General features: G+C 63.1%; 17 protein-coding genes. 10 read left to right on the top strand and 7 right to left on the bottom strand.

The window, feature by feature from the left end; translation table 11 throughout:
* Window positions 1-6 precede the first annotated feature (6 nt).
* Window positions 7-1,503: a CoA-acylating methylmalonate-semialdehyde dehydrogenase gene (locus BRA471DRAFT_RS16515; protein WP_007592262.1), complete on the bottom strand. Its 1,497-nt coding sequence runs from the start codon at window positions 1,501-1,503 to the stop codon at window positions 7-9.
* 101 nt (window positions 1,504-1,604) lie between these two features.
* Between BRA471DRAFT_RS16515 and BRA471DRAFT_RS16510 the strand changes: the two genes are divergently transcribed.
* Window positions 1,605-2,513, top strand: a complete 909-nt coding sequence (locus tag BRA471DRAFT_RS16510; RefSeq protein WP_007609106.1) for a LysR family transcriptional regulator — start codon at window positions 1,605-1,607, stop codon at window positions 2,511-2,513.
* Window positions 2,514-2,664: 151 nt separating this feature from the next.
* On the opposite strand, the gene BRA471DRAFT_RS16505 is transcribed toward BRA471DRAFT_RS16510, so the two are convergent.
* Together BRA471DRAFT_RS16505 and BRA471DRAFT_RS16500 are read right to left on the bottom strand one after the other, a co-directional pair.
* On the bottom strand, window positions 2,665-3,285 hold the full coding sequence (locus tag BRA471DRAFT_RS16505; protein ID WP_007609104.1) for a TetR/AcrR family transcriptional regulator: 621 nt from the start codon (window positions 3,283-3,285) through the stop codon (window positions 2,665-2,667).
* Window positions 3,286-3,344: 59 nt separating this feature from the next.
* Window positions 3,345-3,884, bottom strand: a complete 540-nt coding sequence (locus BRA471DRAFT_RS16500; RefSeq protein ID WP_007609099.1) for a PaaI family thioesterase — start codon at window positions 3,882-3,884, stop codon at window positions 3,345-3,347.
* Between the two features lie 151 nt (window positions 3,885-4,035).
* Between BRA471DRAFT_RS16500 and BRA471DRAFT_RS16495 the strand changes: the two genes are divergently transcribed.
* The 3 genes from BRA471DRAFT_RS16495 (at window position 4,036) to BRA471DRAFT_RS16485 (ending at window position 7,545) form a co-directional block, all read left to right on the top strand.
* The gene (locus tag BRA471DRAFT_RS16495) at window positions 4,036-4,806 is read left to right on the top strand and encodes an enoyl-CoA hydratase (RefSeq protein ID WP_007609097.1); all 771 of its coding nucleotides are present in this window, start codon (window positions 4,036-4,038) and stop codon (window positions 4,804-4,806) included.
* Window positions 4,807-4,945: 139 nt separating this feature from the next.
* Window positions 4,946-6,142 carry an acetyl-CoA C-acyltransferase gene (locus BRA471DRAFT_RS16490; RefSeq protein WP_007609095.1) on the top strand — a complete coding sequence of 399 codons (1,197 nt, stop codon included), beginning with the start codon at window positions 4,946-4,948 and terminating at the stop codon, window positions 6,140-6,142.
* A gap of 107 nt (window positions 6,143-6,249) precedes the next feature.
* Window positions 6,250-7,545, top strand: coding sequence for an MFS transporter (locus BRA471DRAFT_RS16485; RefSeq protein ID WP_007609087.1), 1,296 nt, complete (start codon window positions 6,250-6,252; stop codon window positions 7,543-7,545).
* Here BRA471DRAFT_RS16485 and BRA471DRAFT_RS16480 read toward each other — a convergent pair.
* From BRA471DRAFT_RS16480 to BRA471DRAFT_RS16470, 3 genes are all read right to left on the bottom strand, one after another.
* On the bottom strand, window positions 7,542-8,945 hold the full coding sequence (locus tag BRA471DRAFT_RS16480) for a carbohydrate porin (protein WP_007609086.1): 1,404 nt from the start codon (window positions 8,943-8,945) through the stop codon (window positions 7,542-7,544). The genes BRA471DRAFT_RS16485 and BRA471DRAFT_RS16480 overlap by 4 nt on opposite strands.
* 22 nt (window positions 8,946-8,967) lie before the next feature.
* On the bottom strand, window positions 8,968-9,984 hold the full coding sequence (locus BRA471DRAFT_RS16475; protein WP_007609085.1) for a transporter: 1,017 nt from the start codon (window positions 9,982-9,984) through the stop codon (window positions 8,968-8,970).
* Window positions 9,985-10,093: 109 nt separating this feature from the next.
* Window positions 10,094-10,876, bottom strand: a complete 783-nt coding sequence (locus tag BRA471DRAFT_RS16470) for an acetoacetate decarboxylase (protein ID WP_007609084.1) — start codon at window positions 10,874-10,876, stop codon at window positions 10,094-10,096.
* Between the two features lie 232 nt (window positions 10,877-11,108).
* On the opposite strand from BRA471DRAFT_RS16470, the gene BRA471DRAFT_RS16465 reads away from it, so the two are divergent.
* A complete protein-coding gene (locus tag BRA471DRAFT_RS16465; protein WP_007609083.1) occupies window positions 11,109-12,272 on the top strand; it encodes a patatin-like phospholipase family protein in 1,164 nt (387 codons plus the stop codon).
* A gap of 136 nt (window positions 12,273-12,408) precedes the next feature.
* Here the strand turns inward: BRA471DRAFT_RS16465 and BRA471DRAFT_RS16460 are convergent, their stop codons facing one another.
* Window positions 12,409-13,206, bottom strand: coding sequence for an IclR family transcriptional regulator (locus BRA471DRAFT_RS16460; RefSeq protein ID WP_035974022.1), 798 nt, complete (start codon window positions 13,204-13,206; stop codon window positions 12,409-12,411).
* A 233-nt stretch (window positions 13,207-13,439) separates the two neighbouring features.
* On the opposite strand from BRA471DRAFT_RS16460, the gene BRA471DRAFT_RS16455 reads away from it, so the two are divergent.
* From BRA471DRAFT_RS16455 to BRA471DRAFT_RS16435, 5 genes are all read left to right on the top strand, one after another.
* Entirely contained in the window at window positions 13,440-14,600 is a 1,161-nt protein-coding gene (locus BRA471DRAFT_RS16455) for an aminotransferase class V-fold PLP-dependent enzyme (RefSeq protein WP_007609081.1), read from the top strand.
* Window positions 14,601-14,629: 29 nt separating this feature from the next.
* Window positions 14,630-15,526, top strand: coding sequence for an amino acid ABC transporter substrate-binding protein (locus BRA471DRAFT_RS16450; protein ID WP_007609080.1), 897 nt, complete (start codon window positions 14,630-14,632; stop codon window positions 15,524-15,526).
* 63 nt (window positions 15,527-15,589) lie between these two features.
* The gene (locus BRA471DRAFT_RS16445; RefSeq protein WP_007609079.1) at window positions 15,590-16,381 is read left to right on the top strand and encodes an amino acid ABC transporter permease; all 792 of its coding nucleotides are present in this window, start codon (window positions 15,590-15,592) and stop codon (window positions 16,379-16,381) included.
* The gene (locus BRA471DRAFT_RS16440; RefSeq protein ID WP_007609078.1) at window positions 16,378-17,070 is read left to right on the top strand and encodes an amino acid ABC transporter permease; all 693 of its coding nucleotides are present in this window, start codon (window positions 16,378-16,380) and stop codon (window positions 17,068-17,070) included. The genes BRA471DRAFT_RS16445 and BRA471DRAFT_RS16440 overlap by 4 nt, the downstream gene beginning before the upstream one ends.
* Before the next feature lie 40 nt (window positions 17,071-17,110).
* Window positions 17,111-17,878 (top strand): amino acid ABC transporter ATP-binding protein, encoded by a 768-nt coding sequence (locus BRA471DRAFT_RS16435; protein WP_007609069.1) that lies wholly within the window; start codon window positions 17,111-17,113, stop codon window positions 17,876-17,878.
* Window positions 17,879-17,909 lie beyond the last annotated feature (31 nt).

Below are 17,909 nucleotides of genomic sequence, written 5' to 3'. Positions count from 1 at the left end.
AGGGGATCACTTCATCAGCGGGATCGAGAACTCCGCGCCTTCCTTGACGCCGGACGGCCAGCGCGAGGTCACCGTCTTGGTCTTGGTGTAGAAGCGGACCGAATCCGGGCCGTGCTGGTTGAGATCGCCGAAGCCCGACTTCTTCCAACCACCGAAGGTGTAATAGGCGATCGGCACCGGGATCGGCACGTTGATGCCGACCATGCCGACGTTGACTTTGGCCGCGAAGTCGCGCGCGGCATCGCCGTCGCGGGTGAAGATCGCAACGCCGTTGCCGTAATCATGCTCCGACGGCAGCGCCAGCGCTTCCTTGTAATCGTGCGCACGCACGACCGAGAGCACGGGACCAAAGATCTCTTCCTTGTAGATCCGCATGTCCTTGGTGACGTTGTCGAACAGCGAACCGCCGAGATAGAAGCCGTTCTCGTAGCCCTGCATCTTGAAGCCGCGGCCGTCGACGGCGAGCGTCGCGCCTTCCTTGATGCCGATGTCGATATAGCCCTTGACCTTCTCGACCGCCTCGCGCGTCACCAGCGGACCGTAATCGGCGGACGGATCGATCGAGGTGCCGATCTTGAGCGACTCGACGCGCGGGACCAGCTTTTCCATCAAGCGGTCGGCAGTGGACTTGCCGACGGGGACCGCGACGGACACGGCCATGCAGCGTTCGCCGGCCGAGCCGTAGCCGGCGCCGATCAGTGCGTCGACCGCCTGGTCCATGTCGGCATCGGGCATGATGATGGCGTGGTTCTTGGCCCCGCCAAAACACTGGCAGCGCTTGCCAGTCTGGGCTGCGCGCTCGTAGATGTATTGCGCGATCGGGGTGGAGCCGACGAAACCGACGGCCTTGATATCGGGATCGTCGAGGATGGCGTCGACCGCTTCCTTGTCGCCGTTGACGACATTGAGGATGCCGGCCGGCAGGCCCGCCTCGATCATCAGCTCGGCGAGCATCATAGGCACGCCGGGATCGCGCTCCGACGGCTTCAGGATGAAGGCGTTGCCGCAGGCAATCGCGGGAGCGAACTTCCACATCGGGATCATCGCCGGGAAATTGAACGGCGTGATGCCGGCGACGACGCCGAGCGCCTGGCGCATGGAGTAGATGTCGATGCCGGGGCCGGCGCCTTCGGTGTATTCGCCCTTCATCAGGTGCGGGATGCCGCAGGCGAATTCCGCGACTTCGAGGCCACGCTGGATGTCACCCTTGGCGTCAGGAACGGTCTTGCCATGCTCGCGGGCGAGCAGCTCGGCGAGCTTGTCGTAGTCGCGCTGCACCAGCTCGACGAACTTCATCATGACGCGGGCGCGGCGCTGCGGGTTGGTCGCAGCCCATTCCGGCTGGGCGGCGCGGGCGTTTTCCACGGCGGCGCGAACCTCGGCCTTGGACGCCAGCGCCACCTTGGCCTGGACGTCACCGGTCATCGGCTCGAAAACGTCGGCGGTGCGGCCCGAGGTGCCCTTGACCTCTTTGCCACCAATGAAATGTCCGACTGAACGCATGGAATGGTCTCCTTGAGGCGAGCTTGAACGCTTTGACAAATCCTATCGACCTGCATTTTATAGGATTCAAGTCTGAGATAATGCACCATAGATGTGCGAAAATGCTGGATCAAGGCGCTATCGACTGGGACGACTTCCGCTTCGTGCTGGCCATCGTGCGGGGCGGCTCGGTTTCGGCTGCGGCAAAACAGCTCGGCGTCGACCATGCCACCGTCATCCGCCGCGTCGACCGGCTGGAGAAGCACCTCTCGGCCAAGCTGTTTGACCGGCGCAAGACCGGCTACCTGCTGACAGAGGCTGGCCAGCGCGTCGCCGACAGCGCCGAAGCCATGGAATCGACCATCGTCGCCAACCAGGAGCAGGTCGGTGGCTCCGTGGCGCGGCTGACCGGCACGGTGCGGATCGGCGCCCCCGACGGCTTTGGGACCGCGTTCCTGGCGCCGCGACTGGCGCCGTTCGCGGACCGGTATCCCGATCTCGACCTGCAACTTGTGGCCACCGCGCGGCTGTTCAGCCTCTCCAAGCGCGAGGCCGATATCGCCATCAGCCTGACCATGCCGAAGGAAGGCCGCATCGTCGGCCGCAAGCTGCTCGACTACCGGCTCGGACTCTATGCCGCGCCCGCCTATCTCGACCGCTTCCCGAAAATCACCTCGCGCGAGGTGCTGCCGCACCATCGATTCGTCGGCTATATCGAGGAGCTCTTGTTCACGCCCGAGCTCGACTATTTGCCGCAGGTGTCGCCGAAGATCTCCGCACGGTTGCGCAGCGCCAATCTGATCGCGCAACTCAACGCCACGCTCGCCGGCTTCGGTATTGCCGTCCTGCCGCATTTCATGGCGGCCGACTATCCGCAGCTGATTGCGGTGCTGGCGGAAGAGGTCTCGATCACCCGCACCTTCTGGATGCTGATGCACGCCGACAGCAAGGACCTCGCGCGGATCCGTGCGGTGGCGGATTACATCGGCGAGATCGTTGAGCGCGAGCGGGCGTTGTTTGCGGGAAGGTAGAATTTGCAGGGGAGCACGACTGCCTCACCTCATGGTGAGGAGGCGCGGAGCGCCGTCTCGAACCATGCAGGCCACATCTCACCCGCGGCCATCCTTCGAGACGACCGCTGTGCGGTCTCCTCACGATAACGTCCGGAGCCTCTGGCTTTCGCTAACTCTGCTTCGCCTTCTTCGCAACCGCAGCCTTCGGCTCGCGGCGCGCGCCGTCCAGCGCGCTGTCCTTGCCCGTCTTCAGCACCTCGTCCGATAGCTCGCTCGAGCCGGCGATGCGCGCGAGCAACATGGTGCCAGCCATGGTCGCCAGGGTCGCGATCGCCTGCTTGCGCGCAGCCTTGCGCGGCAGATTCGGGATGAAGTCCGTGATCATCTCGATCATCTCGTCGAGCTTGCCGGCAAAGGCCTTTCGCGTCTTCGGGCTCTCGCGGGCGATCTCGGCGCCGAGCGCGGGGATCGAGCAACCGTGACCGGGGTTGTCGCGATGCACCGTCGAGAGATAGGTCTCGACGATCTGGGGAAGCTGCTTCTCCGGCGCGACCTGATCGGACTGCTTGCGCCAGTGCTCCATCGAGCGATTCATCGCGTAGTCGAATGCCTCGATCACAAGCGCCTCGCGGGAATCGAAATGGGCGTAGAAGCCGCCATGGGTCAGGCCCGCTTCCTTCATGAGGTCGGCGACGCCTATGCCGTGGGCGCCCTTTTCGCGCAGCCGCACGGAGGCCTTCTTCACGATGCGGTCGTGGGTTTCCTGCTTGTGTTCCCGGGAATAGCGCATGCGGATCTCATTGGATGTCGGAGGTCATCTAATAACACGGATATCGGCCGGACGGCGCATTAATTCCCGGTAAAATTGTTGCCGATCATGGAAAAGGTCGCCGTTGCGTGCACCGCAAGTGCCCCCTTACCGTCCCGCACGAAGCCCTCGGTGTAGCTGGTCTGGCGTCCCAGCTTGATCACCTTGCCTTCGGCTGCGATCAGCCCGGACCGGACCGAGAGCGGACGCAGGAAGGTCATTTTCAGATCGAGGGTGACGGAGCCCTGCCCGGACTCCAGCCTGGTCGAGATCGCACACCCCATGGCGGTGTCGATCAGCGCGGCGGCAGTGGCTCCGTGCAGGAGGCCGATGGTGTTCTCGAGGTCCTCGCGCGGATCGAGTTCCATGACGATTCGGCCCGGCTCGACCACGGCCATGACGAAGCCGATCAGCTTGGCAAAGGGTGGCGGCGGCAACCGTCCGTCGCGGATGCCTAGCATCGCGTCCATGCCTGACAGGCCCATTGCCACTTTCGCAACCGGCGCAGGCACCTGCCACTCCACCACCCGCTCGCGCCTCTGCACGGGCGAAAACAGGTCGAGTTGATCGATGTTGGTCACCACGGCCTCTTTGTATGATTTCCATCATACTATGCTGCGGATTTCGTGCTGGCAACTCCCTCCCCGCCCGCTTGACAAGCAATGTAATTCGGCCCGGAAGTGTGATCCCGACCGGCGTATTCGCACGTCCACGAAACTCAGAGATCCTCTCATGGAAATGCTCAACCACCACTGCGGCGTGACGCGCGATGCGCGCGGCGTCGTTCATGTCGCGATCTGCAACGCCGGCTCGCTGAACATTTTGGGCTCGCCCGTCACCGAAGCGGTGCGCAAAGGCTTGCAGCAGCTCTCGTCGGACCGCAGCATCCGGGTTGTGGTGCTGCGCGGCCAGAGCGAGAAGAGCATGATCGGCGGTGCCGATATCAAGGAGATGGCCGGGCTCGACCAGAAGTCCGCCGAAGCTTTCATCAGCCGCCTGCGCGACCTCTGCGAGGCGGTGCGCGCCTTTCCGGCCCCGATGATCGCGCGCATGCCCGGCTGGTGCCTCGGCGGCGGGCTCGAAGTCGCTGCCGCCTGCGATTTCCGGATCGCGGCGCATGACGCGCATTTCGGCATGCCGGAGGTGCGCGTCGGCATTCCCTCGGTGATCCATGCCGCGCTGCTGCCGCGCCTGATCGGGTGGGCCCGCGCGCGCTGGTTGGTGATGACTGCTGAGAACATCGACGCGGCGACGGCTCTGGCGTGGGGACTGGTCGACAAGGTCGCGCCGGAGGGTGGGCTCGATGCCGAGGTCGAGCACCTCGTGAAGGCCCTGCTCGAATGCGGCCCCGAGGCGCTGCGCTCGCAGAAGGCACTGCTGCGGCAATGGGAGGAACTGCCGCTGACGGAGTCGGTGGATTTGAGCGTCAAAGTCTTCGGCGAGTCGTTCCTGACGGACGAGCCGACGCGGCTGATGGGCGCGTTTGTGAATCGGAAACGCTAGGCTCTCCGCCTCGTCCGTTCGAACGAGCAAATCTCATCTGACCCACGACAATTTCTCATGCCGGACGCGGTTGCATTTTTTGCGCCGCATCATATGATGATCATAATCTTACATTCTGACATCTGAGGGAGCCTTCCCCATGGCCGAAGCCGCCGATCCCGTCGTCATCGTCTCCGCCGTCCGCAGTCCGCTCGGCCGTTTCATGGGCGAGCTGTCGCCGCTGGCCGCGCACAAGCTCGGGTCGCACGTGATCGGCGCGGCACTCGAGCGTGCCAAGCTTGCGCCGGAGAAGGTCGACGAGGTCTTCATGGGCTGCGTCCTTCCCGCGGGCCAGGGCCAGGCCCCGGCGCGCCAGGCTGCGCGTGCCGCCGGCCTGCCCGACGCCACCGGCGCCACCACCGTCAACAAGGTCTGCGGCTCCGGCATGAAAGCGACCATGCTGGCGCACGATATCATTCGCGCCGGCTCGGCCGAGATCGTCGTCTCCGGCGGCATGGAAAGCATGAGCAACGCGCCATATCTGCTCGCCAAGGCGCGTGGCGGCTATCGCGCCGGCCACGACCGCATTATCGACCACATAATGATGGACGGCCTCGAAGACGCCTACGAGACCGGCCGCTCCATGGGCGATTTCGGCGAGGCCACCGCCGAAGCCTATCAGTTCACCCGCAAGGACCAGGACGCCTATGCGATGGAAACGCTCAGCCGCGCGCGCAAGGCGGTCGAGGGCGGCGCGTTCAAGGCCGAGATCGCGCCGATCACGCTGAGCGAGAAGGCAGGTCCCCGCATCGTCGCCAATGACGAGCATCCGCTGAAGGTCGATCCCGCGAAGATCCCCGGGCTGAAGCCGGCGTTCCGCGCCAACGGCACCATCACGCCGGCGGCCTCTTCCGCCAACGCCGACGGCGCCGCTGCGCTGGTCCTGACGAAGCGCTCGCTCGCCGATCGCAGCGGCCTGCCGGCTCTGGCCGAGATCAAGGGCCACGCCACCCACAGCCAGGAGCCGCAATGGTTCACCACGGCGCCGATCCCGGCAATCCGCAAGCTGCTCGACAAGGTCGGCTGGAGCGCCGACGATGTCGATCTGTTCGAAATCAACGAGGCCTTTGCCGTGGTGGCGATGGCGGCGCAGCGCGATCTCGGCATTCCCCGCGACAAGCTCAACGTCAACGGCGGCGCCTGCGCGCTCGGCCATCCCATCGGCGCCACCGGCGCACGGCTGATCGTGACGCTGCTACATGCGCTCGAGGCGCGAAACCTCAAGCGCGGTATCGCGGCGCTCTGCATTGGCGGCGGCGAAGCCACTGCGATCGCGGTGGAGCGCTTGACGCACTGACGTGAAAGTCCGGAAGTGAGGGAACTCTGTCATTTTCGACAGACGCGTCCCGTGCCATTCTGCAAACTCGCGCAGGTCTCTCGCCTGCCCTTCAAGATTGAGGCCCAATGATCTCGAACTGGCTCGCGGCAGCACTCGGCCGCCGCAATATCCATTACGGCTGGGTGATGGTCGGCGTAACCTTCCTCACGGCGCTGATCAGCGCCGGCACGGTCGGCGCGCCCGGCGTGTTCATCGTTCCGCTTCAGAAGGAGTTCGGCTGGAGCACGGCGGAGATCTCCTCCGCACTGTCGATCCGCTTCATCCTGTTCGGGCTGATGGCGCCGTTCGCGGCTGCCCTGCTCAACCGCTACGGCCTGCGCAACGTCACGCTGACCGCGCAGCTCATCGTCGTCTCGGCGCTGGTGCTCTCGCTCGGCATGACAGAGGTCTGGCAGCTCGTCGCGCTGTGGGGTGTGGTGATCGGGATCGGCACCGGCATGACTGCGCTGGTGCTGGGCGCCACCATCGCGACGCGCTGGTTCGCGGCGCGGCGCGGCCTCGTCGTCGGTATCATGACCGCGAGTGTCGCCACCGGTCAGCTCGTGTTCCTGCCGCTGCTGGCAAGCCTCACCGAACGTTTCGGCTGGCGGGTTGCGCTCGGCTTCGTCTGCATCGCGCTCGGTGTTTCCGCCCTCGCGGTCCTGCTCGCGATGCGCGACCGCCCGAGCGACGTCGGCCTGCGCCCCTTCGGCGACGAAGGCGCAGAGCCCCTGCCCGCCGCGCCGGTCACCCACGGCTCGATCACCGGCGTTGCACTCGGCACGCTGCGCGACGCCTCGAAGAGCAGCGCGTTCTGGGTTCTGTTCGCGACGTTCTTCGTCTGCGGCGCATCCACCAATGGCCTCGTGCAGGTGCATCTGATTCCGATGTGCCTCGATTTCGGCATCCCCCAGGTGCAGGCCGCGGGCCTGTTGGCTGCGATGGGCATCTTCGATTTCTTCGGCACCATCATGTCGGGCTGGCTGTCGGACCGCTACGACAACCGCTATTTGCTGTTCTGGTATTACGGCCTGCGCGGGCTCTCGCTGATCTTCCTCCCTTTCAGCGATTTCTCGTTCTATGGGCTCTCGATCTTCGCGATGTTCTACGGGCTCGACTGGATCGCAACCGTGCCGCCCACGGTGCGCTTGACCGCGCAGAAATTCGGACCCGAGCGCGCCAATCTGGTGTTCGGCTGGATCTTTGCCGGCCACCAGCTCGGCGCGGGCACCGCCGCCTTCGGCGCGGGTTTCTCGCGTACGGTCTATCAGAGCTACCTGCCCGCCTTCTTCATCGCCGGCGCGCTCTGCGTGTTCGCCTCGCTGATCGTGCTGACGCTGTCGCGACAACCGAAGCCAAAGCCGCAGGCCGCGATGGCTTAGTACCTGATCGTGGTGGTGACGCCGAAGACTGCGGCGTCACCGATCCGCGCGACACCGCTCGAATCGTTCGGGTCCGGGATGCCGCCCGATGGACGGAACACATATTGGAAGTACGGCGCGACCAGCCAGCCCGGCTTGACATGCGCTTCGTAGATCATCTCGATCAGGGTTTCGTTGCTGCGCACCGGGCTCTGGATGCCGGTGAAGAATTGGGTATCGACGTCGAGATGACGCGCAGTGTTCGAGATCCGCATGTAGGCCGCCGCCACGCCGAAGCGATCGAGCGGTCGACCGGGAACGAAACCGACGAAGCCGATGCCGCCGTCGATATAGAGATCAATCAGGTTGCGGTCCGGCGGGCTGTAGGCGATGCGGCCGAACGCGGTGACACCCGGGATCGAGGCCGACGTGCTGTTGTCCCTGACCTCCGGCGGGCGGTAGAGCACCTGCTCGATGACCGCGAAGATTCCGTAATTGCCGCGAAGCTTCGCCGGAATGCCGCTTCCGCCGGGATCGGCGATCGACTGTCCCTCCGCCGTCAAGCGCTGGCTGTCGAAGGAGCCATAATGCTTCCAGGCACCCGGCGTGACATTGCCGGCGAGCGGACGGCCGCCGATATCGATGGCGTAGTTGAAGCGAACCTGCCCGATCACCCACGGCGGGTCGTTGACGCGAAAGGCGAGACCATGATGGTCGCGAAGCTGCGGATCTGCATCGCCAGGTCCTGACGGATCGCCGTTGAAGACAGCACCGAACGCCGTGATCTGATCCGTCAGCGCGGCCTTGATGCGAATGCCGGGCACCGCGATCGGCGGCGCCGGCCCGCCGGCCGGAAGGTTGGATGCCTTGATCGCCGGCCAGCCGAAGGTGCCGTTGATGAAGAGATCGTCGGTCTGGCTGTCGAAAAACTCGACATCGGCGGCCTGCTGGCCGGCCCTGATGTTCAAGCGGTCGTTGAAGAAGCTCTGCTCGAAATAGGCATTGTAGAGCCGCTGGTCCGGCAGCGCCTCGATTTCGCTGATGGTGGCGAGATTCATGACGTAGTTGCGGCTCAGACCTCGCCCGTAGATCACGAAGGCATTGGCGTAAAAGCGGCCACCGGTCCAACCGACCAGCTTGTCGAGATCGGCATCGACCGACAGATCAAGCCGGCCGAAATGGATGGCGCCGCGCTTAACGCCACCCGACACATTGCCGATGTTGTCGGCGATGTAGGTGGCGCCGAAATTCAGGCCCTTGTCGGCGAGGCCGTCATGCCAGTCGTTGAACCATTTCGGAGCGAGCCACCCCGCCGCGCTTTCGTCCTTGGCGCCGGCGAACGCGCTCGTGCCTGCCACTGTCCAGGCCAGCGCAATGGCAGCCGCATATCGCAGCAAAAATCGATGTGCACTCGCGATCACGGCTGATACCGGCTGGCGTACGCTATTTGAAGATGCCGCTACGCCGCATGAAGAGATAGGCCGCACCGACCGACGAGGCCATCAGGAGCGCCGCCCAGAAAAATCCGCTCTCGACATCGGTCAGCGGCAGGCCCTTGGTGTTCATGCCGAAGATACCGGTGATCAGCGTCGGCGGCAGCAACAGCGAAGTGACGATCGATAGCGTGTGGAGGTGGTTGTTGCTTTGCTCCTCGTTCTTGAAACGCAGCTCCTCCTCGAGCAGGCGGCTGCGTTCGCGCAGCTCGACGATATCGTGGTCAAGGCCGTCCAGCCGCTGCGCCAGCTTGCCGGCCTGGATACGCAGGTCCGGCGACAGGTGGTCGGTGTTCTTCTGGTCGAGGCGATGGAACAGCGTACGCAGGCCGGTGAGCTGGCGATGCAGCCTGACGCAGGTCCGGCGCAGCCGGCCGAGATTGCGGCGCATCTCCGGCTTGGCGTCGTCGGCCAGAATCCGCTCCTCGATCTCGTCGATCTCCTGGCCGAGCTTGTCGGCCATCCTATCAAGCGTGTCGGCGACCTCGTCGACGATCTTTTCGAGGAGATGGGCGACATTGTCGACGCGGTAGCCGCCTTCGAGCACCCGGCGTGTCGCGTCCGCCGAGCACAGCGCCTGATGGCGGCCGCTGATCAGGAGCCGCTCGGTCATGGCGAAGCGCAGGAACGCGGTCTCCTCCGTCGCGCTGCCGATGTCGCGTACGAGGTCGGAGAACACGCCGTAGATGCAGTGATCGATGACGTGAAGCTGCTGGAAGGTGTCGTTGGACAGCAAGAGCTCGCGCGCAAGCGGCGGCAGCTGTGACGCGGCGATCCACGGCCGTGAACGCGTGTCCGTGAGGTTGAAATGCAGCCAGAGCCGGCCGTCGTGACTGAACTCGATCGGCTGGTCGATCGGCAGCGCTTCGGCACCGCCGTCGCTGTGGAGGCGGAACGCCCACACCAGGCCGGGAATGCCAGACACGGAATCCGATATCGCGCTGACACGCTCTGCCGGCTCAGCCATGACCAACCCCAACCGTCAACGAATGCCCCGCTCCGGAAGATGGCTGACGCATCTTCCGGACCCACGCGGGTACTCAATTACGGCATTGTTACAGTTTGATGATGACGCCCTACTCGGCCGCCAACCCGGTCGAGGCCGCCGCCTCGGCTTCCCTGATGTAGTCGTGCACGACGCGGCCGAACGGCAGCGTCAGGTCGGCGATGTAATGATGCGCGCCGAGGCAGCGGCGGACCGGGAAATCAGCGACGGGCGCGTTGACATGCGGCACCAGATGCAGCCGGCCGGGCCCCATCCAGGAGCCCTTCGGCACGATGTCGGTGAGGTTGATCGCGACCAGCTGGCAGACCTCGAGGCGACCGTCGACGCCGGGGATCATCTTCAGATTGATCTGCGTCTTCGACAGCGTGGCGCGGGTGAGATCGCCGTTGCCGGCCATGCTCTCGTGCTTGTAACCCATCGTGCCCATGGCGACGAGCTGGCCGGCATATTCCAGCGTGCCCGTCAGCGTGTCCTTGACGATCTCGAGTTTGGGATGAGCGTATTTCTTGGGAAAGCCCCAGATCTCGCGGCCGGCGGCGATCGGCGGATCATCGTCCAGATACATCTGCGAGACGAAGTTGACCTCCTCGCCGTGCAGGCGCGCGGGGATGACGAGGCCGGATTCGGTGTAGCTGCCAAAGCCGGACGAGTCCGGCATCCTGATCCATTCGTAATGCACGATCGGCTGATCGATCGGCTCCAGCGGCTCAGGCAGGCCGGCGCGGATGAGGTCCGGATCGGTCTCGTAGGTGATGACGAGGAATTCGCGGTTGACGAAGCGATAGGGCCCGGCCGGATAGCTCGGCCCGGCCGCCGGCATCGACGGAAGTCTCAGCAAATCTTCCCTGCGCATCGCTGGTCTCTCCTCTCGTGGCGCTCACGTGATGCCCACCCGGCGGCGTCAGGCGGCGATGCAGAGTGCTAGCCGCCGTCATTGACTGCGATGTGAAGGATTTCCGTCAGCCGCACGACCGCAGCCATTCCCAAGGCGATCATGGTGCATGCAAGCGATGCATCGGCGCCAGAATTGTCATTACGCCGTCACCGCCGGACGCAATCGTTTGGCGAAACAGGGAGCACCGACCATGGACGCCCGCACATATCAGACACATCAGCCTTCTTCACGAGGCTGGCGGCCCGAGCGCTGCGACCGCGTCGCGCTGGTGCTGCAAGGTGGCGGCGCGCTCGGCGCCTATCAGGCCGGCGTCTACCAGGCGCTGCACGAGGCCGGCATCGAGCCCGACTGGGTCTGCGGCGTCTCGATCGGCGCGATCAACTCCGCCATCATCGCCGGCAACAAGCCGGAGAAGCGGCTCGAGGCGCTGCGCATTTTCTGGGAGCGCATCACCAACCGCAAGATCTGGCACTACACGCCTGACGGCGACATCTTTCGCCAGTGGCGCAATCTCACCAGCGCCTGGATGACGTCGGCGATGGGCCAGCCGGGCTTCTTCAGCCCGCATCAAGTCAATCCATGGCTCAGCCCGGTCGGAGCCCGGACCGCCACCAGCTATTACGACACGATGCCGCTGAAGGAGAGCCTGCTCGAACTCGTCGACTTCGACCTCATCAACGAGAAGAAGGTTCGCTTCGCAGTCGGCGCCGTGAACGTGCTCTCCGGCAATTTCATCTATTTCGACAATTCCCATGACGAGATCGAGCCGGAGCACATCATGGCTTCCGGCGCCCTGCCCCCGGCACTGCCGATGGTACGGATCGGCACCGATCATTTCTGGGACGGCGGCATCGTCTCCAATACGCCGCTCCAGCACCTGCTCGACCAGGAGGACGCGCTCAATTCGCTGGTGTTCCAGGTCGACCTGTTCAGCGCGCGGGGCGTGCTGCCGCGCTCGATCCAGGACGTGATGGCCCGCCACAAGGACATCATGTATTCCTCGCGCACCCGCCACAACACCGACGTCTACCGCCGCACCCACAACCTCAAGGTCCTGCTCTACAAGGCCTTGGCGAAGCTGCCCGACGAGCAGCTCTCCGAGGAGGAGCGCAAACTCAAGTCGAGCCTGCGCCACATGCCGGAGATCGCGATCCTGCATCTGATCTACCAGCAGAAGGCCTATGAAGGCGACGCCAAGGACCACGAATTCTCGGGCACCTCGATGCGCGAGCACTGGACCTCCGGCTACGAAGACACCAAGCGCACCCTCAAGCGCCGCGACTGGATCAAGATGCCCGACGAAGGCATGGGGCTGGTGGTGCACGATGTGCACCGGGAGACGGAAAGCGCGTGAGCAACGCGCCCCGCGGGGCGCGCTCAAACAAAAAGTGCGAAAACAACCCCATGCACAGTAGCCGGGGCGTGGCAAATCAATGACTTACGTTTTACCGAAAACGATTTGACTCGTCGGGCAAAACAGGAGCAGGATGTCATCGTCGGGCATCTGCGTCATCATCGTCATCAACCTGCAAAATGGTCTCCGACAGCAGAGCGGCAGCCTTTTGCAGCGGGCCTATGAACCGGTCCAACTCGACGAAGCTGACGCGTGCCACCGGCACGGAGACGCCCAGGCAAGCGATCAGCTCTCGATCCGGGGACAGGATGGGCACGGCACACCCCACCACGCCTTTCACGTACTCTTCGTTCGTTTTGGCCCAGCCGCGCTGCCGCGTCTCTTCGAGCACCTTCATTAGCGCGTGGACATCGACAATCGTCGTTTCAGTGAATTTGATCAGAGCGAGTGCGTGGCACAGCTTCACCCGCGTCCGCTCGGGCAATCCGCTCATGTAGATCTTTCCGGTGGACGTGCAGTGTAGCGGCGCCGCTTCTCCCGGATTGAACTGAAGACCTTGCGGCTCCGAAACGCGAACGCTGTCCACATAGGCGACGGAATTATCGCGCACGACGCCGATCTCGCATTGTTCACCGATTTCTGCCGCGACCGCTCGAAGCACCGCGTGCCGCCGCGCTGTGCGGAAGGCCGCTCCGATCACAGTCGCGGATAGCGTGACGAGTTGATTACCCACAACGTAACGCTTGGTCCCCAACGCCTTCTGAAGCAGTCCGCGGCCTTCAAGATTTCCGATCAACCTGTGCGCCGTTGGAAGAGGCAGCGAGAGAGCCTTGGCGATCTCTGCCGCTGAGACGGCTTTGCGTTGGTCAGCCACATGCCGAACGATCGCGAGGGCGCGGTCCAAGGGTCCATCCCTCTCAACTTGCTTCGTCATTTCCCTACCGGTTGGGATTGGCAGCAAAATACACTGCATCCAATAATTATCATTTTTCGGAATAAAATCTATTGATATTCGACAATTCCATTTGTCCAAATCCGGAAAGCTCATATTCTTGGCGCTGTCGGCGATTGACTAGAACTTGTGCAGCGCGGTCTCGCCGTTTCGAAATGTCGCTTCGTCGCATGGCCGACCGCCAAGTCCGACGGCGCGCTCAACAGGAGATGTGTATGTCTCGTCACTACGACGTGGACGCCGTGAGGAAGGAATTCCCTGCCGTTGAACGGATGGTTTATCTGGACTCGGGATTTCAAACGCCGCTCGCGCGCCCGGTGAGAGCCGCGATCGAGCTCTTCCTTCGCGAGGGCTTCGAGACGGCTGGCCCGAAGAGCGTCTGGCTCGACCGGGTGGAGCAGACCCGCGCCAAGGTCGCTCGCTTTCTCGGCGTGACTGCCGATGAGATCGCCTTCACGAAAAACACGTCGGAAAGCATGAACATCGCGGCAAACGCATTGCCGCTCCAGGCCGGTGACAATGTCCTGATGGTCCACGGCGATCATCCGAACAACGCCTACGCGTTCCTCAATCTGCAACGGAAGGGCGTCGAAATTCGCTTCATTCCGATGACGGATATCGTCGATGCCGACAGCTTTGCTCCCTTCATTGACGACAAGACGCGCGCAATCTCGATGTCGCATGTGACCTTCCATGCCGGTCACCGCTTTGACATCGAGAGCGTCGGCGCGATGTGCGCCAGGAAGAAGCTCTACTTTGTCGTCGATGTGATGCAGGCGATCGGCGTCGTACCTGTTGATGCGAAGGCGATCGGCGCCAGCTTCATCGGCTCCGGCAGCCACAAGGGATTGCTCGTTCCGCAAGGCCTCGGGCTTCTCTATTGGGACAAATCCCTTCGAGAGCTGGAACCGACCTATATGGCGGCCGCGAGCCTCGCCGATATCCCCAGCGACCTCATCGCGTGTCCCGACAAAATGGCGCCCTCTGCGACCGCCAGGCGCTTCGAACTTGGCAATTTCAATCTGCCCGCGATCCATGCTCTGGGTGCTTCCCTCGACATGATCGAGCAGATCGGGGTGCAGAACATCCAGAACCACTGCTTCGACCTCGGCGATCACCTGATCGCGCGCCTGGACGAATTGGACGTCCGCCTGGTTGGCCCGCACGAGCGACAACACCGCGCTCCGCACATCTACGTCATCGCCCTGCCCGCAGCGGACTGGCTCGGGCATTTCGAGGAGAACGGCGTGCGGGTTTCGCCCGAACGTGACGGCATCCGCGTCTCGCTCGGCATGTTCAACACCGCGACGGATATCGATCGCCTGATCGACGTCATTCGCCGGCGAGGGCTCGGACGCCCTTCGGTTGCAGCTTGAATTTGACAAACGATGGGATGACAAAAACCATGAAACAGCTCGTTCAGGTATTGGGACTTCTCCCGGCGCTCTTAGTTAGCAACGCAAGCCCCTCCGCGGCGGCGGATAGCCCGACGCTGGACAAGATCAAATCCAGCGGTTCGATTACGATCGGTCACCGTGAGGCCTCAATACCGTTCTCGTACCTCGGGCCCGACCAGAAGCCCGTCGGTTTCTCGCTCGATCTCTGCGCGGCGATCGTCGATCGCGTCAAGGAGGAGCTGAGATTGCCCAATCTCAAGGTCAGTTTCACCCCGGTGAACTCGTCGAACCGGATACCGCTGATCCAGAGCGGGACCGTCGACATCGAATGCGGCGGCACCGCGAATGACAAGAAGCGGCAGGAACAGGTCTCGTTTTCGGTCGCCACGTTCGTCAGCCAGCCGCGATGGCTGGTCAAAGCCGCCAGTGGCGTCAAGACCGCCGGCGACCTGAAAGGCAAGACGATCGTCGTCACCCAGGGCTCCAACGCGGTCGGCTTCGCGCAGGGCGTCAACGCCAAGGAACAGCTCGGCCTCAACATCGTCCAAGCCAAGGACCATGCGGAATCGTTCCTCATGTTGAACACCGGCCGTGCGGCCGCCTTCATGGAGGACGATATTCTCCTCGCCGGGCTGAAGGCTGCGGCGCCGAATCCGGACGCACTCCTGTTCCTTCCCGAGGGTTACGCGAAGATCTACTACGGGCTGATGTTCACGAAGGGCGATGCCGGCTTCAAGGCACTCGTCGACGACGTTCTCTCCAAGCAAATGGCATCAGGCCAATTCGAGAAGACCTACGCAAAATGGTTCACCAAGCCGATCCCGCCCAAGGGTGAGAATCTCGCATTTCCGCTCACCGACGAATTGATGGGCCGGATCGCGCATCCCAGCGATTCTGTCGACTGACTGACGGAGCCGATCGTCTCGCCAGGTCATCCTCGTCCGCACCTGCAACTTTGAGGACTCGCGATGTTCGGAGTGCTTTTTGAACAGACGGCGGACGGCCAGCGCTATATCGACTGGCTGCTGTCGGGCCTCGGTTGGACACTCGCTCTCGCCTTCTTCGGCTGGTGGATCGCCTTCGGCATCGGGGTGATCGTCGGCGTGGGCCGCACGGTGCAAAATCGCGTCTTCGCGATATCGGCCCGGCTCTATGTCGAGATATTCCGGAACATCCCTGTCCTTGTGCAGATGTTCCTCTGGTATTTTGTTTTCCCGGAGGTGGTGCCGAGCGCAATCGGAGATGCAATCAAGCAGATCCCGCCGCCATGGGCATCGTTCTTCCCGGCACTTCTTTGCCTCGGGCTCTACACGGCTTCCCGCATAGCCGAGCAGGTCCGGGCCGGCATCGAGGCGCTCCCAAAAGGACAGCTCGAAGCCGCCAACGCCCTCGGCCTCAGCGGTTACCTCACCTATCGACACGTCATCGTGCCGCAGGCCTTGCGCCTCATCGTGCCGAGCCTCACCAGCGAGGTGATGGGCATCTACAAGAACACCTCCGTCGCACTCACGATCGGTTTGATGGAGCTGACCGCCCAGGCACGCCAGATCAGTGAAGCGACGTTCCAGACATTCACTGCCTTTGGCGCGGCGACCATCGTCTATCTCTGTCTGGCACTGATTGCCTATCAAGCCATGGCGCTGATCGACAGAGCGGTCCGGATTCCGGGTAGCGCGCCCGCCACGCTCCCGGCTGACCAGGATCTCGCCGGCGAAGTGGAGCAAGGCGCCTTGCCCGGCGTGATGGGAGCCGCGAAATGAACGCCCTCGATTTCTCGATCGTCGCGCAATCATGGCCCTATCTCTGGTCGGGCCTGCTGTTCTCGCTGTCGCTCACGGCCGCCGCGTTCGCCATCGGCATGATTCTCGGAACCTGCCTTGCGCTGGCGCAGCACTTCGAGCTTCCCGTGGTTGCCCAGATCATCCGCGGCTACGTCGCGATCATCCGATCGATCCCGCTGATCCTCGTTCTATTCTGGTTTTTCTTCCTGGTGCCGATCGTGCTCGGGCACCTTAGCGGCAACGGCCGCCCCATCCCGATCGGCGCCACCTATACCGCCTTCATCACTTTCGGCTTGTTTGAGGCGGCCTACTATTCCGAGATCATCCGCGTTGGACTGCGCGCCGTGAACAAGGGCCAGTTTGAGGCCTGCCAAGCCCTCGCGCTGTCCACCTACGACACCTACCGCCAGATTGTCCTCCCGCAGGTCCTGCGGGTGGCAAGTCCGATTATCCTGAGCCAGACGATCATCCTGTTTCAGGACACGTCTCTCGTCTACGTCCTGTCGTTGACGGATCTTCTCGGTGCGGCCTCCAAGCTCGCGCAGCTCAACGGCCGCCTCGTCGAAATGTACCTCGTCATAGCAGTAGCCTATCTCGTCATCAGCTCTGCGGCGTCCCAGTGCGTCGCCATCCTTCGCAAGCGATATGCTGTTGCCGCTGCCCGCTGACCATCGGGGTACCAAATGGCCCCGCATTTGGGAGACGAACATGCCTCAAGCGACTGTCCGCAATGCCACACGGCCCGCCGAGATCGTCGTCGTCGAGAACGTGACGAAGCGGTTCGGCGCATTCACCGCGCTGAACGACGTCACCCTCAAGGTCGACAAGGGCGAGAAGATCGTGCTCTGCGGACCATCAGGCTCCGGCAAGTCCACCCTTATCCGGTGCATCAACCATATCGAGAAGCACGATGCAGGCAGGATCATCGTCGATGGTGTCGAGCTGACCAACCGCATCGCCGACATCAACAGCGTACGTTGTGAAGTCGGGATGGTATTTCAAAGCTTCAACCTATTTCCGCACCTCACCGTCGCGGAAAACTGCATGCTGGCTCCAATTAAGGTTCGCGGGATTTCGCAGTCTGAAGCGCGCGATCGCGCACTCGGCCTGCTGCGGAAGGTCCGCATTCAGGATCAGGCCGACAAGTATCCCGCGCAATTGTCGGGCGGTCAGCAGCAACGTGTCGCCATCGCGCGAGCGCTGTGCATGCAGCCCAAGATCATGCTGTTCGACGAACCGACATCGGCTCTCGACCCCGAGATGGTCAAGGAGGTACTGGAAACCATGGTCGAGTTGGCGAAAGAGGGAATGACGATGGTGTGCGTGACGCACGAAATGGGATTTGCCCGGGAGGTCGCCGACCGAGTGGTCTTCATGGATCGCGGAAACATCATCGAGGAAGCGGATCCGGAAACATTCTTTCGAGATCCTCGCACGGAACGAGCGAAGGCTTTTCTAAACCAGATCATTCACTAGCCAAATCGGCAGCGCCCGATAGAGTGCGGCT

The sequence above is a fragment of the Bradyrhizobium sp. WSM471 genome (genome assembly GCF_000244915.1).
In the GTDB taxonomy this organism is placed as follows: domain Bacteria; phylum Pseudomonadota; class Alphaproteobacteria; order Rhizobiales; family Xanthobacteraceae; genus Bradyrhizobium.
The sequence above is the reverse complement of the archived record's forward strand: the minus strand, read 5'-3'. Positions and strand labels throughout refer to the sequence as shown.